The 13,935-nt window shown below is 65.4% G+C and carries 14 protein-coding genes and 1 pseudogene; 5 read left to right on the forward strand and 10 right to left on the reverse strand.

Annotation, left to right across the window (positions count from 1 at the left end):
- Positions 1-150 precede the first annotated feature (150 nt).
- On the forward strand, positions 151-276 hold the full coding sequence (locus M3I53_RS38205) for a hypothetical protein (RefSeq protein ID WP_302057695.1): 126 nt from the start codon (positions 151-153) through the stop codon (positions 274-276).
- Between the two features lie 137 nt (positions 277-413).
- Complete coding sequence (gene dapA / locus M3I53_RS15580; protein ID WP_254316811.1) at positions 414-1,268, forward strand: 4-hydroxy-tetrahydrodipicolinate synthase; 855 nt, start codon at positions 414-416, stop codon at positions 1,266-1,268.
- Between the two features lie 188 nt (positions 1,269-1,456).
- On the opposite strand, the pseudogene M3I53_RS15585 reads toward dapA, so the two are convergent.
- From M3I53_RS15585 to M3I53_RS15625, 9 genes and pseudogenes are all read right to left on the reverse strand, one after another.
- Positions 1,457-1,687: pseudogene (locus M3I53_RS15585) on the reverse strand (DUF2866 domain-containing protein); the annotation flags it as partial.
- A gap of 265 nt (positions 1,688-1,952) precedes the next feature.
- Positions 1,953-2,153, reverse strand: a complete 201-nt coding sequence (locus M3I53_RS15590; RefSeq protein ID WP_254316812.1) for a DUF3562 domain-containing protein — start codon at positions 2,151-2,153, stop codon at positions 1,953-1,955.
- A 258-nt stretch (positions 2,154-2,411) separates the two neighbouring features.
- Complete coding sequence (locus M3I53_RS15595) at positions 2,412-3,473, reverse strand: alkene reductase (protein ID WP_254316813.1); 1,062 nt, start codon at positions 3,471-3,473, stop codon at positions 2,412-2,414.
- Between the two features lie 100 nt (positions 3,474-3,573).
- The gene (locus M3I53_RS15600) at positions 3,574-3,897 is read right to left on the reverse strand and encodes a helix-turn-helix transcriptional regulator (protein WP_254316814.1); all 324 of its coding nucleotides are present in this window, start codon (positions 3,895-3,897) and stop codon (positions 3,574-3,576) included.
- Positions 3,898-4,046: 149 nt separating this feature from the next.
- Positions 4,047-5,357, reverse strand: a complete 1,311-nt coding sequence (locus M3I53_RS15605) for an ABC transporter permease (RefSeq protein WP_254316815.1) — start codon at positions 5,355-5,357, stop codon at positions 4,047-4,049.
- 16 nt (positions 5,358-5,373) lie between these two features.
- Positions 5,374-6,909, reverse strand: a complete 1,536-nt coding sequence (locus M3I53_RS15610) for a sugar ABC transporter ATP-binding protein (RefSeq protein ID WP_254316816.1) — start codon at positions 6,907-6,909, stop codon at positions 5,374-5,376.
- Between the two features lie 3 nt (positions 6,910-6,912).
- Entirely contained in the window at positions 6,913-7,869 is a 957-nt protein-coding gene (locus M3I53_RS15615) for a substrate-binding domain-containing protein (RefSeq protein WP_254316817.1), read from the reverse strand.
- An 83-nt stretch (positions 7,870-7,952) separates the two neighbouring features.
- Positions 7,953-9,005 carry a LacI family DNA-binding transcriptional regulator gene (locus M3I53_RS15620; RefSeq protein WP_254316818.1) on the reverse strand — a complete coding sequence of 351 codons (1,053 nt, stop codon included), beginning with the start codon at positions 9,003-9,005 and terminating at the stop codon, positions 7,953-7,955.
- A gap of 302 nt (positions 9,006-9,307) precedes the next feature.
- Complete coding sequence (locus tag M3I53_RS15625; RefSeq protein WP_254316819.1) at positions 9,308-9,889, reverse strand: cytochrome b; 582 nt, start codon at positions 9,887-9,889, stop codon at positions 9,308-9,310.
- 260 nt (positions 9,890-10,149) lie between these two features.
- On the opposite strand from M3I53_RS15625, the gene M3I53_RS15630 reads away from it, so the two are divergent.
- A complete protein-coding gene (locus M3I53_RS15630; RefSeq protein ID WP_254316820.1) occupies positions 10,150-11,631 on the forward strand; it encodes a methyl-accepting chemotaxis protein in 1,482 nt (493 codons plus the stop codon).
- Positions 11,632-11,774: 143 nt separating this feature from the next.
- Positions 11,775-12,209: a hypothetical protein gene (locus M3I53_RS15635; protein WP_069261799.1), complete on the forward strand. Its 435-nt coding sequence runs from the start codon at positions 11,775-11,777 to the stop codon at positions 12,207-12,209.
- A gap of 202 nt (positions 12,210-12,411) precedes the next feature.
- Here M3I53_RS15635 and M3I53_RS15640 read toward each other — a convergent pair whose 3' ends face one another.
- Positions 12,412-13,098 carry an NADPH-dependent F420 reductase gene (locus M3I53_RS15640; RefSeq protein WP_254316821.1) on the reverse strand — a complete coding sequence of 229 codons (687 nt, stop codon included), beginning with the start codon at positions 13,096-13,098 and terminating at the stop codon, positions 12,412-12,414.
- 102 nt (positions 13,099-13,200) lie between these two features.
- Between M3I53_RS15640 and M3I53_RS15645 the strand changes: the two genes are divergently transcribed.
- Positions 13,201-13,935, forward strand: a 735-nt coding sequence (locus M3I53_RS15645; RefSeq protein ID WP_254316822.1) for a LysR family transcriptional regulator, incomplete at its 3' end; no start/stop codon positions are given.

Raw genomic sequence — 13,935 nt, forward strand, 5'->3', positions numbered from 1 at the left:
GGTTAATGTACGCGGTGCGTATATTAGTTCGGTGACGCGAGAAGTCAAGTTCTTTTGTCGGAGGAGCGCTCGAGAGGCCGTTTTGGGCGCGCAGCACGCCGCCTGCTGGCGCGCGCCCGAACACGCGCGATCTCGGTTACACTGCGCGACATGCTACGTAACCCGCTCCGCCACGACCTGCCGAATATCACCGCCGCCACGCGCGCGGTGTCGTCGCTCGCGCAGGCCGCTTCGGCGTGGGTGAAAGCCAAAGCCAAAAAACAGCCGCTCATCTGACCGGAGTCCGCTGTTCCGTCAGATGTGCGACGGAACAGCCAGCCGAAGGCGCCCTGCCTTCCGCCTCATTCACGGCTTGCTTCCCTCCTGCGCACCGCTGAACGGACCTTCCATACGGTCGAGTTCAAGGGAAAGTCATGTCTGAGTTTTCGGGTATCTGGATTCCGCTCATCACGCCGTTCAGCGCCGGTGCAGTCGATCATGCTGCGCTCGACGCGCTCGTGCGCCATTACGTCGAGGCCGGCGTGGCCGGCTTCGTCGCGCTCGGCACGACCGGCGAGCCCGCCGCGCTGAGCGACGCGGAAGCGGACGACGTGCTTGCCACCGTGCTGGCGTCGGCGGGTGGGCTGCCGGTCGTGGCGGGCGTGAGCGGCAATCACACGGCGGCCGTCTGCGAGCGCATCGAGGCGCTCAACGAGCGGCCCATCGCGGGCGTGCTGGCGGCCGCGCCTTACTACGTCCGCCCTTCGCAGGCGGGCGTGATCGGCCACTTCGCGGCGCTCGCCGATGCGAGCCGCAAGCCGCTGATCGTCTACGACATCCCTGCGCGCACGGGCGTGCGCATCGAGTTGCCGAGCCTGCTCGACCTCGCTGGGCACGAGCGCATCGTCGCGGTGAAGGACTGCGGCGGCTCGCTCGACAAGACGCTCGCGCTGCTTCTCGACGGCCGTTTGCAGGTGCTCTGCGGCGAGGACATCGACATGTTCGGCGCGATGTGCGCGGGCGCGAGCGGGGCGATTGCGGCGTCGGCGCATTGGCGGCCGGAGCGTTTCGTGGGGATGGCGCGTGCGTTGCAGGAAGGCCGTCTCGCCGATGCGCGCGCGATCTGGCACACGCTCGTGCCGCTCGTGCGGGCGGCGTTCGCGGAGCCTAATCCGGGGCCGGTGAAGGCGGGGCTCGCCGCCTGCGGGCGGATCCGCAATGAACTGCGCGCGCCGATGACGCGTGTGAGCGGTGAACTGGAGGCGTCGCTGGCGCGCCTTGTGGCTTGACGCTGCCGCCGCGGGAAGGGCGCGTGGCGGGGCGACGTGCTGGGGACGTGCGGCGTGAGCCGCCTCTTGTGCGCCGCCCGGAAGAGGCGCGTCTAGCGTACCGCGCGTGCGTTCGCGGTGCCAGGCGCGCGGCGGCGGCGCGTACGGGGTCGTTCGACTGCGGCGGGTTCGCCGTTCAGCAGAATGCGGCGGCCGGGCACGTGCTGCGCAACGAGGCGGGCGATATCGAGCGCCGTGCTTTCGGCGGGCACGACCTGGCGGCGGGCGCTGTCATCGAGCGGCGTCGTCCATTCGACGAGCCGGTAGGCGCGGCCCCACGGATGCTGGAGCGGCGTGGAGACCCGGCACGACGCGACCGTCGAAGCGGCCCCGTCGCGCAGCAGGGACTGCAGGTGCACCAGCACATCGTCTTCAACCATGACCTCGCTCCTCCTAGGCTTGCCGCGCAAAAAAACGCCGCCGATGTTTCCGGCGGCTCAACAGGGGTTGAGCCTATGGTTGCAGCAAAGAATTAAACCAACCTTAAGAGAAGGGCTTGGGCGCTGGCAGCCGGAGTGCGACGGGCACGGCCTATGGATGCAGCGGTGCGAGCCCTAAGCGGGCGCGCATCATCCAAAAAAATGTGGCGGGGTGGGGCGGCCGGCCTGCGTGTGACCGGCGCAAAGACAAGCTGACAGACGGCGATCAGTGCGGCTTCGTGCCATTTTGCCGCAGCGTCGCACGTGTCTTGCGCGCGGCGAAAAGCGGCAGATAGTCGAGGATGCGCGCTTGCGCTCGATATTCATTGAGCGTGTCGGCGTAGATGCGCGCGACCGTTTCCTCCGGCGTATTGGTTTCTTCGGCGATGGTATGGACGATCTCGGAAGCATCGGCGGTCTTCGGCATGACTTGGCTCCGGTCAGCGAGGAGGGGTTGGGAGGGGGCTTTCCATTCAAGGACATCGGGGCGCGGGATACCAATTGAATCCGCCTATCACGCAAAAAACGCCGGCAGCGGGTCGAAAGCGTGATCTGTCTGAACTTTAGCGCCCGCTCGCGCGAGACCCCGCATTTTCGGGACTTCCAGCGAAAAACGGCCACGGCGAGACAGAATGTCTGCGCCGTGGCCGCCTGATGGCATGCGGCCATGGGCCGCACGCAGTCCTTATGCCGCGGTTTCGAGCGACGGGTAGTCCGTGTAGCCCGTTTCGCCGCGCGCGTAGTAAGTCGACGGATTCGGCGCGTTGAGCGGCGCGTTCAGTTCGAAACGGCGCGGCAGATCGGGATTTGCGATGAAGAGCTGACCCCACGCGACCGCGTCGGCTTCGCCTGCCGCCAGTACGGCCTGCGCCGATTCCAGCGAGAACTTTTCGTTCGCGATGAACGGACCGCCGAATTCGGCCTTCAGCTGCGGCCCGAGACGGTTGTCGCCAAGCGATTCGCGCGCGAAGAGGAACGCGATCTTGCGCTTGCCGAGTTCGCGCGCCACATAACCGAACGTCGCCGCCGGATTCGAATCGCCCATCGTGTGAGCGTCGCCGCGCGGTGCGATATGCATGCCCACGCGATTCGCGCCCCAAACGTCGATACACGCGTCGGTGATTTCGAGCAGCAGGCGCGCGCGATTTTCGATCGAGCCGCCATAGGCGTCCGAGCGCTGGTTGGTGCTGTCCTGCAGGAACTGGTCGAGCAGATAGCCGTTCGCGCCGTGGATTTCCACGCCGTCGAACCCGGCCGCCTTCGCGTTGACTGCACCCTGGCGGAACGCGGCGATCACGTCGGCGATCTCTACGGTTTCGAGAGCGCGCGGCGTGACGAAGCCGCGCTGCGGACGCACGAGGCTCACGTTGCCTTGCGGCGCAATCGCGCTGGGCGCCACCGGCAGGTCGCCGTTCAGAAACACAGGGTCGGACACACGGCCCACGTGCCACAGCTGCATGAAGATACGTCCGCCCGCGGCATGCACCGCATCGGTCACGATCTTCCAGCCTTCCACTTGCTCTTGCGACCAGATGCCCGGCGTTTCGGCATAGCCGACGCCCTGCGGCGTCACCGAGGTCGCCTCGCTGATGATGAGGCCGGCCGTGGCGCGTTCGGCGTAATACTTCGCCATGAGCTCGTTGGGCACGCGCACTTCACCTGCGCGTTGACGCGTGAGCGGGGCCATGATGATGCGGTTCGGCAGCGTGAGGTCGCCGATCTGGATGGGGTCAAAAAGCGTTGCCATGTAGGGTCACCTTGTCTGCGGGCGCGGCCCGCGGGCTGAAAAGCGATACAGGAGTCGAAACGGACGATGCGTATTCAGCGGATGTTTCGTCGCTGAAGAGTCACAACTGCGCGTTCATATGGGCGATAAACGCCTCGATGACCGGCTCGTTGCGCTTGAAGAACACCCATTGCCCCACGCGTTTGGACGTGACAAGTCCGGCCTTCTGCAACACGGCCAGATGCGCGGACACCGTGGATTGCGAAAGCTCGCAATGCGCGTCGATCTTGCCCGCGCAAACGCCGTTTTCGAGCGGCAGCTCCTGGTCGCCGAAGTGCACCTGCGGCTCGCGCAGGCACGCAAGAATCTCGCGGCGCACCGGATTGGAGAGCGCCTTGCAGATCGCGTCGACGTCTAGAGCTTGAGTGGTAGGGGGGGTCTTCATCGCGGCTGCATCGTAACTGTCCGAATCATATATCGGAATTCTACGATATGGGCGATGGCACTGATTTCAATAGGGTTGTCGGTAAGACATGCAAAAAGACGCGGACGTCGCGGAAAATGCGCCGGCTCCTGAGCCCGGCGCGCCGTCGTTCAGTGCGTGGAGCGGGCGCGGCGTCCGCGCAGATGGGTGAGCAGCGCCTGCGGCCGCAGCTTCGTCTGTTGCAGGAACACCGCGACGACGATGATGAATCCCTTCAGTACGAGTTGGGTGTTGCTGTCGATGTTGTTGAGCAGCAGGATGTTGCCGAGAAAGCCGAAGATCAGGACGCCGACCACCGTGCCGGCGATGCGGCCTACGCCGCCCATCAGGCTCGTCCCGCCGATGACGACCGCCGCGATCGCGTCGAGCTCCCAGCCGACACCCGCATCGGCTTTGCCCTGCCGATACTGCGCCGCATACAGCACGCCGACCAGTGCGGCCAGCATCCCGGAGATCGCATAGGCTGCGATCTTGTGGCGATCGACCTTCAGCCCGGAGACGACCGCGCATTTCTCGTTGCCGCCGATCGCGTACAGGTACTTGCCGAATACGGTGCGATTGAGCAGGAAGTCGGCGATCAGCGCGATCACGAGGAAGAACAGCGCGGGTACCGGCACGATGCCGAACAGCAGCGCACGCAGCGATTCGATGTCGGTGGTCGCGTTGGTGCCGCTGTAGATCGAATAGACCGCGGTGTCCTGCCCCGCGATCAGACGCGCGAGGCCGAGCACGCCAACCATCGCCGCGAGCGTGACGATGAACGGCTGCATGCGACCGCGCGTGATGACCCAGCCGTTGACGGCGCCGATGGCGAGGCCCGCGAGCGGCACCATCCACATGACGCTCAACAATGAGACCTTCTGCGGCAGTTGCACGTACGCGTATGCGCACGCGGCCAGTGCGCATACGACGGCGATCGCCGCGTGCACCGCGGTGCGCGGCGCACCGGCGCCCGCGACCGCTGCGCCGCCATTCAGCGCCGCGCGCGCCGTCTGGCGATGGCGGCGACGCGACATCGCCGCGCACGCGAAGAAAACGAGGGCGAAGACGCTCGCGGCGTCGAGCGCGAGCGTCGACCACGACGCCGCGTTGCTGCCGGGCGTCGTCAGCAGGATCGCCGTGAGCACGCTGCCTAGCCCCATGATGGAGCCGACCGACAGGTCGATGCCGGCGGTAATGATGACGAGCGTCATGCCGACCGAAATGACGCCGACATTGGCGACCTGGCGAAACACGTCGGAGATGTTGGCAGCGGAAAGAAAGATATTGCTGCCGTCCGGCGTGTGCGGCGAGGTCAGTGCGCCGAATGCGAGCAGCACGAGCAGGCCCGCGTAGTACTTGACGTTAGTGAGCCACGCGTGCAGCCGGCGCTGTTCCGTGCCGGAAGCGATCGCCATCGCGTGATCGTTGGATCTGGACATGAAAGAATCTCCTGGATCAGGGTGAGGCGAGTTCGACGAGCCGCTCAGCGGAGAACGCGTCACGCTCGACGAGCCCCGCCGCACGCCCTTCGCACAGCACGAGAATGCGATCGCACAGCAACATCAGCTCGTCGATTTCCGAGCTTGCGACGACGACGGTCAGTCCGCCACGCGCGGCCTGCAGGATCTGCGTATAGATTTCGGCTTTCGCCGCGACATCGACGCCGCGCGTCGGCTCGTCGAGCAGCAGGATCGCGGGGCGCGTCATCAGCCACTTGCCGATGATGAGTTTTTGCTGGTTGCCGCCAGACAGCGTCGCGACAGTCTGGCTGACCCCGCTGCATTTCACGTTCGACGCGCGGGCCTGACCGGCGGCCGCGCTCGCGGCGGCGCCGCGCCGGTAGAACGGAAAGCCGTCGATGTTCGCGAGGCTCGGCAGCATCAGGTTGGCTTCGAGGGTGTCGTCGAGCAGCAGGCCGTCCTTTTTGCGATCCTCGGTGACGAAGCCGACCCCGGCTTCGACTGCCTCGGCCGGCGATGCGAAGTGCCGGCGCCGTGCGCCGATCACGATCTCGCCCGACATCGGCCACGGCGACACGCCAAACAGCGTTTCGAGTATCTCCGTCTTGCCCGCGCCGAGCAGCCCGGACAGCCCGAACACTTCACCGCGGTGCACCGCGAACGACACGTCGTGAACGACCGGCCGATGTTCGCCATGCAGCGTGAGGCCGCGCACGTCGATCAGCGTGTCTGCGTGGCCGGCGGCGGCGCGCTCGTCGCGCTGCGGTGCGTTGAACTGCTTGCCGATCATCATCGACACCAACTGCTGCGCGGACTCCACGCGCCCCACGGGCAGCGTGGCTATGTGGCGGCCATCGCGCAGCACCGTCACGCGGTCGGCGAGATCGAACACTTCCTGCAGCCGGTGGCTGATCAGGACGATGGCGATGCCTTTGTCGCGCAGTTCGCGCACGAGCCGCGCGAGTGCATGCGCTTCGGTGTCCGAAAGAGCAGAAGTCGGCTCGTCCATGATCAACACGCGCGCGTTCGCGAGCAACGCCTTGGCGATCTCGATCAGCTGCTTCTCGCCGACGCGCAGTTCGCCAACGAGCGCATCCGGCGACCGCCGGAAACCGAGCCGCGCGAGCGTCTCAACGGCGCGGCTGCGCATCGCACTGCGGCCGGGCAGGCCGAAGCGGCCCCTGATTTCCTTGCCGAGGAACAGATTGTCGACGACGGTGAGGCTGTCGACCAGATTCAGCTCCTGATGAATGACCGCGATGCCGGCCGCGATCGCGTCCGCGCTCGACGCGAGCGCGACGGGTTCGCCCTCGATCGACACGTCGCCCGTGTCGGGCCGGTAGAGGCCGCCGAGCACTTTCATCAGGCTCGACTTACCGGCGCCGTTCTCGCCGCACAGTGCGTGGACCTCGCCCGCGCGGACGTCGAAACCGACGTCGACGAGCGCCGGCGTGCCGTTAAACGCGATCGACACGTGCTTCGCCGCGAGCAGCGGCATCGGCTGCGCACCCGTGAGCGGTAATGTGCTCATCGCTCAGGCCGTCGCGAACTGTTTCGCGTTACCCGCGGTGATTTCGTGCGTTGGCAGGACCACCTGCTTTTCGATCTTGCCGCCGCCAAGCAGCTTCAGCGCCTGGCGAATCGCCTCCGCGCCCGGCGTCGGGTAGACGAACGTTGCGGTCAGAATGCCTTTCTCGACCCACACCGCCCCTTCGTTAGGCAGGCCGTCCGCGCCGACGAACTTGATCTTCTTCTCGAGGCCCGCGTCCTTGGCAGCGAGGTATGCGCCGTATGCCATCGGGTCGTTGTGCGCAAACACGAGATCGACCTGTGGATTCACGCGCAGTACCGTACGCATGTAGTCGTACGCCTTGTCCTGCTTCCAGTCGCAATCGACGCGCTGACCGATGATCTTGAGCCCCGGCTCTTTGCCGACGAACGCGATCATGCCGTCATGGCGATCGTGCGAGCCCTGTGCGCCAAAGCCGCCCCATACTTCGACAATCTGGCCTTTCGCCTTGCCCGCCCCGCCGAGCGCCTCGACGATGAACTGGCCCGCGCCCTTGCCGATCAACACGTTGTCGCCGCCGACGAACTGGGTGTACTGGTCACCGTTCACTGGCCGGTCGAGGACGAACACAGGAATGCCCGCCTTGTATGCCTTCGCGACGACGCCGGTGAGCCCCGACGACTCCTTCGGCGAGATGAAGATCACGTCCATCTTCTGCGCGATGAAGTTCTCCATGTCTGCGTTCTGCTTGTCGGTGCGGTCGTTCCCGTCGGCGATCACGAAGTCGATCTCCGGATGCTTCGCGGCCTCGGCCTTCATGTCCTTGTTGAACTGCACGCGCCACGGTTCGACCGTCGTGACCTGCGAAAATCCGAAGCGATATTTGCGGCCTTGCGCGAACGTGCGACCGGGCAATGTGACGAGCCCGGCGAGCGGAGCGGCAAATAGCGCGCCGGTGAGAATGCGGCGATTGCGGTTCATCGAGGGTGTCTCCTGGATTATTGTGAGCGCGCCGGACGCGCGGTCCGCGCCGGACGCGCGGTCCGCGCCGGTCGCGGTACTGCTCAGACTACGGTGGATCCGGGGGGCGCACTGCTGTGCGCGGGAGGCGCGGTGCTTTCGCGCACCTGCAATTCGGCCTTCAGCTTGAGATGGACGGTGTCGCGCTGTTCGTCATTGATGAGCGCCCACATCAGTTGCCATATCGAGTGGCCGATATCCTCGACAGGTTGGCGAATGGTGGTCAGGCACGGCCGCAGCACGGACATCCACGGTGCATCGTCGAAAGACAGCAGCGAAAGATCTTCGGGTATGCGCAGATCCGCGTCGCGCATCGCGCGCAGCGCGCCGAGCGTCGTCACGTTGCCGCCCGCGAACAGCGCGGTGGGGCGGCGCGACCGGTGCAAGGCGCGTAACGTCGTGACATGGATCTCCTCCGCGGTCATTCCGCACCGCACGACGTCGACTTCCTGTGAGAGATCTGCCTCGCGCATCGCATCCGCATAACCATCGGCGCGCGCCTTCGAGTTCACGAGTTCGAGCGTATTGGCAAGGAACGCGATGCGCCGGTGGCCGAGCGCAAGCAGATGCTGCGTACCTTCGTAAGCTGCCCGATAGCTGTCGATCGTAATCGTATGCTCGGGGAACGTTTCGTCAACGCGGTCAGCCATGACCAGCGGAACGCCTGCCGCGCGAATTTCGTTGGTCGCCTGCCCGAAGCCGCGACAAGGAATCACGATCATGCCGGCGATCTGCCGTGACAGCACGAAGCGGATTCGCTCCAGTTCGCGTTCGGGGTCCTCGTCGGCGTGCGCGAGTATCAGCCGGTAGCCATTTTTCAGCGCTTCGTTTTCAAGGAGTCGCGCCAGATCGACGAAAAACGCGTTGGTCAGGTCAGGCAACACGAATCCGATCGACTTCGGGCGACTCCGGCGCAGGTCGGCTGCCAGGCTGTTGCGCCGGTAGCCGAGTCGCTGTGCGGCCTCACGTACGCTTTGCGCGCGGTGCGCGCTGACGTCGGAACTGCCGGACAGGACCTTGGACGCGGTGCCGACCGACACGCCAGCGGCTTCGGCAACCTCGCGCAGAGTAGGCAGGGAGCGGTTCGGCACATTCATGCAGCCCATTCCTCGTGAAACTGAAACGTTTCAATTTCCGTAAAGTAGTGCGCGTGGTGGCCTTGGAAAATTGGGGACTTCCCTGGCGTTCGGCACTGAGAGCGAAAAGTGCGCGCCGAATTACGCGCTCAGGAGGACTTCGTCGCGCCGGTCCTCGATCGCGGCGCCCACGACGGTTTCGTTGTGGCGCGAGTCATGGAAGTCGCCGGTGCTGAGCACGTTGACGCCGGCTTCGAGTCCCGCATGGATCGCGGCGACGCGCGACGCTCAATCAGCGCAACCTGTGTGTGATGACCCGCGCCTCAGCGTTTGCCCGCGCGTCCCGTCATGCGTCCCAGGATGTCCACTCGCTGCACCAGTTGATGGTAGATCACTGCGAGCACGTGCCCGGCGATCAGTACGTACGTCAGGAAAGCCAGCCAGTAGTGGATCTTCGAGCCGAGATGACCGAGCGCCTTGTCTGCCGGCACGACGGCGGGCACCTGAAACAGCCAGAACCAGTTCACCGGATGGCCGCCGCCGTACGAGTTGATATATCCACTGATCGGCATCGCAAAGAGAATCAGATACAGCAGGCCATGACCGATATGCGCGAGCTTTTGCTCGAACGCCGGAATGCGTTGCGGCAGCGGCGGCGCAGTGCCGGAAAGCCGTGTCACGACGCGGATCAGCGTGAGCAGCAGGACGGTCAGACCAATCGATTTGTGGAAATTCACCCAACTGCCGCGCGACGGGTCATGACGGTCCATCGTCGTCATGTACCACGCCACCGGGATCACCACGAACATGCATAGCGCGGTCAGCCAATGCAGCACGCGCACCGTCAAGCCGTAGGTGGGACGTGCAAACGACAACGCAGAAACGGAGTGGGGGGTTCGGGACATGGCAGTGCCTCCTGGCGGTCGAATGAGCCAAGCCTGCCACAAAAATGCCTCTGCGGACCATCGCGGGCCGGTGCAGTTTTGTTAGGTCCCGTTACAACAGCTGTCGTCAAAATGACAATGGATGATAAGTCAACTTAAATTCTTCAATGGATTTCCCTTATCTAGTTACAGGTTGGCTTGCCGATAACTGCGTAATGTGATTAGACCTGTCTGCTTCATCTGGTAGTAAGTTGAATTGTCAATCAAGAGTCGGGGATTCCATGTCCAACAATTTCGCAGAAGCCCCGTTTGGCGGGGCGTACGACCCCGCCAACGTCGCACGCCGGGGAGCGGCCGTCGAAAGCCCCCTGATGAACGCGCGCAAACGAGCCGACAGGGCTTGCGCGTTGGTCAACTGGATTCTTCTGGCCGGCGCCTTCGGTATCGGCTGGCACTTCGACGCGCTCACGCCGGTGCTCGTCGTCGGATTGCCGCTCGCGCTCGTGTCCACCCTGCTCGCACTTGCTTTGCCAGGGTACAGGATCACCAGGATGGGGTCCGCGCTCACCTTCATGGGCGGCGCGGCCCTGTTGATCGACGTGGGAGGCGGCCAGGACGAGTTTCACTTCGTCGTGTTCATCCTGCTCTCGCTGCTGCTTGCCTATCGCGACGTGCAGGTCGTGCTCCTCGCTACCGCCGTTATTTCTGTCCAGCAACTCGCGTTCAACTATTTTCAGGCGTGGGGCTGGCCTGTCAGGGTCTTTGCGCAGACGGGCTTCGATGTCGTGGCGCAGCACTGGGCGTTTCTCTGGCTGCAAACCTTGTTCATCGCGGCGATTTCGGCGCGCCAGGAGCGCGACGCGAACATCGCGGGCGAACTCGCGGCCATGTCGGAGGGAATCGGCCAGGCCTCGGGTTACATCACGCTGAGCGAGCTGGCGAGCCGGCCCGCAAGCGACGTAGCAGGCGCATTCCACGCCACGCTTGCGGCCGTGCGTAAGACGCTGCTCCAGGTGCGCGACAGCGTGAGTGAAGTTTCGGAGTCCGTGGCAGGCACCAGCGCGCGTAACGCCGTCCTCTCGGAGCGGACCGGGCAGCAGCGCCGGTCGCTCGAAGGCATGGTCGCAGCGATGGAGCAGCTCAAGCAAAGCGTGCACGAGAGCGTCGATCACGCGATGGCGGCCAGTGCGCTGGCGGGCTCGGCGAGCGAGGTCGCAACGCAGGGACGCGGGGCGATCAAGTCGGTGATCGAGACGATGGGCGACATTTATCGCTCGTGCGAACGCATTACCGACATCATCGGCGTGATCGACGGCATCGCGTTCCAGACCAACATTCTCGCGCTCAACGCTTCTGTCGAGGCCGCGCGCGCGGGCGATCAGGGACGGGGCTTCGGGGTCGTGGCGGAGGAGGTTCGCACGCTGGCCCAGCGCAGCGCCTCGGCGGCGAAGGAGATCCGGGCGCTGATCGGCGAGTCGGTCGAGCGCGCACGCACGGGTAATGGTCTCGTCGAAAGCGCGGGCAACACGGTGGGCGAAGTGCTCGAAAGCGTCACGCGCCTGTCGACCATCGTTCACGAAATGGCGACGGCCGCCGGCGCGCAGCGCGCGGGCATCGACCAGATGGGCGAGAACATCGCCGGCATCGACGCGGCCATACGCGAGAACGCGGCGCACGTCGCCGACACGGTCGAGCAGGTCAGGCAGCAGCATCGCCAGACGGCGCTGCTCGCCAGCGCGGTCAAGGTGTTCAGGCTGGATTGAGCGGCGTCGCGACGCGGCTTCGGGGCGCGACCCGAAGCAAGCCATTTTGTTACACCTCTTACGGGGCTTGGCCTTAGGCGTTACAAAGCCCTTTCACGTTGGCCGCTATACTCGGTCCGTCTCAAAAACGTAAGAGAACAACTATGTCGAAGAAAATCATCCAGATGGTTGCCGTTGCTGCGCTGACTGCTGCAGCCTCGCTGCCGGCGCTCGCCGGCGATATGAACAACGCACTGGGTGGCGCGCTCGGCGGCGTCGCCGGCGCGGCTTTGGGCGGCGCCGTGGGCGGCAGCACCGGCGCGGTGATCGGCGGCGCGGTGGGCGGCGGCGCGGGTGGCGCGGTCACGTCGAACCGTCGCGAGCGCACGGGCGCCATCATCGGCGGCGCACTCGGCGGCGGCGCAGGTACGGCGGCTGGCAACGCCATGGGCGGGCGCACGGGCGGCCTGATCGGCGCGGCCGTGGGCGGCGGCGCAGGGTCGGCGCTCGGCGGCAATGTCTCGCGTTCGAACTCCTACGCCGACGACTATTCGCGCGGCTATCACGGCAAGCACCATAAGCACCGTCACTACGACTAAGCACGGCTTGCCGGGCGCAACGGCTGCGAGCCGCTGCGCCCCGTTATTTCGCGCCCCCGCCTGCGGCGGCGCTCGCCGGGCCGTTCTGGCCCGCGCGTAGCTTCCTCCCCACTTCAGTTACAGCGCCTCCGGGTGGCGGATCGCGGCGGTTTCGTGCTATTCGATTCGGTATGCCAGGCGATTTATCCGGTATCGGTGAGCCTCAATCCTGCCGCGGTTTGCGGCGCCATGAGCCATGCGGCAGTTCCTTGTCGCGTTCGGCCGCGGCGAGTGCGGCGCGCAGTTGCGTGTGGTTCAGCGCAATGCAATAGGCCGGTTTTGCGCGCTCGAAGCGCCAGCTATCGGCAAGCGAACCCGCATCGAGCACGTCGAAATCGAGCTGTGCGTGCAGCACGGACACGAGCGCCTTCGCCGCTTCGTCGTCTGCCGCGACGGGTAGCGCCCGCCGTCCGCCTTCGACGGGCGGCCGCTCCTCGTGCGGCAAATCGTACGCAAGAATCGCATTGAACGCCTTCACCACCCGTGCGCCATTCAGTTGCTGCGCAACGTGCTCGCTCGTAGCCTTGCGGTGTTCGTCGAATTCGGCAATGGCGCCGTCGCGCGCCGGGTAGTAGTTCATCGTGTCGATGACGACTTTGCCCGCGAGCGTTTTGACCGGTATTTCGCCGAGCGCGGACAGCGGCAGCGCCGCGATCACGATCTCGCCGAACGCCGCGGCTTGCTCCAGCGTGCCGATTTCGCAGCCCAGCGCCGCCGCCTCTGCCGCGCGCGCTTTCGGATCGCGCGACGAGAGCGTCACTTCATGCCCCGCCTGCGCGAGCAATTTGCCCAGCGTCGAGCCGATCTCGCCCGCGCCGAGAATGCCGACAGCCAATCGATGTTCGTTCATGGGAAGCCCGTGGTTGGTAATGGAGACGCCAGCGTAGCGCCGAAACTCGCATGCGATAATCGGCTCTCCAGATAAAAGACTTGAAACGGCGGATTTCGAATCGTGGACAAATTGACCAGCATGACCGTGTTCGTGAAGACCGCCGAATCGGGTTCGTTCACGGCGGCGGCGCGCATGCTCGCGATGACGCCGCAGATGGCGGGCAAGCACGTCGACGCGCTGGAAAAGACGCTAGGCGTGCGCCTGCTGCAGCGCTCGACGCGCAAGCACGCACTCACGGAAGCCGGCCGCGCCTATTTCGAAGCCTGCCGGCGCGTGCTCGAAGAGGCGGCTGCCGCCGAGGCCGTCGCGCTCGCGCAGACTGCCCACCCGCAAGGCACGCTGCGCGTGACGGCGCCCGTCGCGTTCGGCGCATTCCGGCTTGCGCATGAAATCAAGGCCTTTCTCGCGGATTGCCCGGACGTGAAGGTCGATCTCGTGCTGAGCGACCGGCAATTCGACCTCTTGCAGGATGGTTTCGATGTCGCGTTTCGGATCGGCGCGCTGCCCGACTCGCAACTGGTCGCGCGGCCGCTCGCACCCTATCGGCTCGTGCCGTGCGCCGCGCCGGCCTATCTTGCCGCACACGGAACGCCGGCGCATCCGCATGAACTCACGCAGCACGTGTGCCTCGATTACGCGTTCGACAGCTTTCCGGCGCCCCCAACGTGGATCTTCAAGGACGGCGACACGCAGATCGAAGTCGAGCCGCGCGGTCAGCTGCGCAGCAACGACACCCGCGCGCTGATCGCGGCGGCGGAGGCGGGGGTGGGAATTGTGCTGGCGGGCGAGCCGAAC

Origin of the sequence: Paraburkholderia sp. CNPSo 3272 (assembly GCF_024206495.1) — a bacterium.
Classification (GTDB): domain Bacteria; phylum Pseudomonadota; class Gammaproteobacteria; order Burkholderiales; family Burkholderiaceae; genus Paraburkholderia.

Bases quoted from the DNA above. Each gene is read 5' to 3' on its own strand.
- M3I53_RS15605 (WP_254316815.1), bottom strand. From the start codon at position 5,357: ATGTCCAGATCCAACGATCACGCGATGGCGATCGCTTCCGGCACGGAA.
- M3I53_RS15595 (WP_254316813.1), bottom strand. From the start codon at position 3,473: ATGGCAACGCTTTTTGACCCCATCCAGATCGGCGACCTCACGCTGCCG.
- M3I53_RS15590 (WP_254316812.1), bottom strand. From the start codon at position 2,153: ATGCCGAAGACCGCCGATGCTTCCGAGATCGTCCATACCATCGCCGAA.
- M3I53_RS15615 (WP_254316817.1), bottom strand. From the start codon at position 7,869: ATGAACCGCAATCGCCGCATTCTCACCGGCGCGCTATTTGCCGCTCCG.
- M3I53_RS15610 (WP_254316816.1), bottom strand. From the start codon at position 6,909: ATGAGCACATTACCGCTCACGGGTGCGCAGCCGATGCCGCTGCTCGCG.
- M3I53_RS15640 (WP_254316821.1), bottom strand. From the start codon at position 13,098: ATGAACGAACATCGATTGGCTGTCGGCATTCTCGGCGCGGGCGAGATC.
- M3I53_RS15625 (WP_254316819.1), bottom strand. From the start codon at position 9,889: ATGTCCCGAACCCCCCACTCCGTTTCTGCGTTGTCGTTTGCACGTCCC.
- M3I53_RS15600 (WP_254316814.1), bottom strand. From the start codon at position 3,897: ATGAAGACCCCCCCTACCACTCAAGCTCTAGACGTCGACGCGATCTGC.
- M3I53_RS15620 (WP_254316818.1), bottom strand. From the start codon at position 9,005: ATGAATGTGCCGAACCGCTCCCTGCCTACTCTGCGCGAGGTTGCCGAA.
- M3I53_RS15630 (WP_254316820.1), top strand. From the start codon at position 10,150: ATGTCCAACAATTTCGCAGAAGCCCCGTTTGGCGGGGCGTACGACCCC.
- M3I53_RS15635 (WP_069261799.1), top strand. From the start codon at position 11,775: ATGTCGAAGAAAATCATCCAGATGGTTGCCGTTGCTGCGCTGACTGCT.
- M3I53_RS38205 (WP_302057695.1), top strand. From the start codon at position 151: ATGCTACGTAACCCGCTCCGCCACGACCTGCCGAATATCACCGCCGCC.
- dapA (WP_254316811.1), top strand. From the start codon at position 414: ATGTCTGAGTTTTCGGGTATCTGGATTCCGCTCATCACGCCGTTCAGC.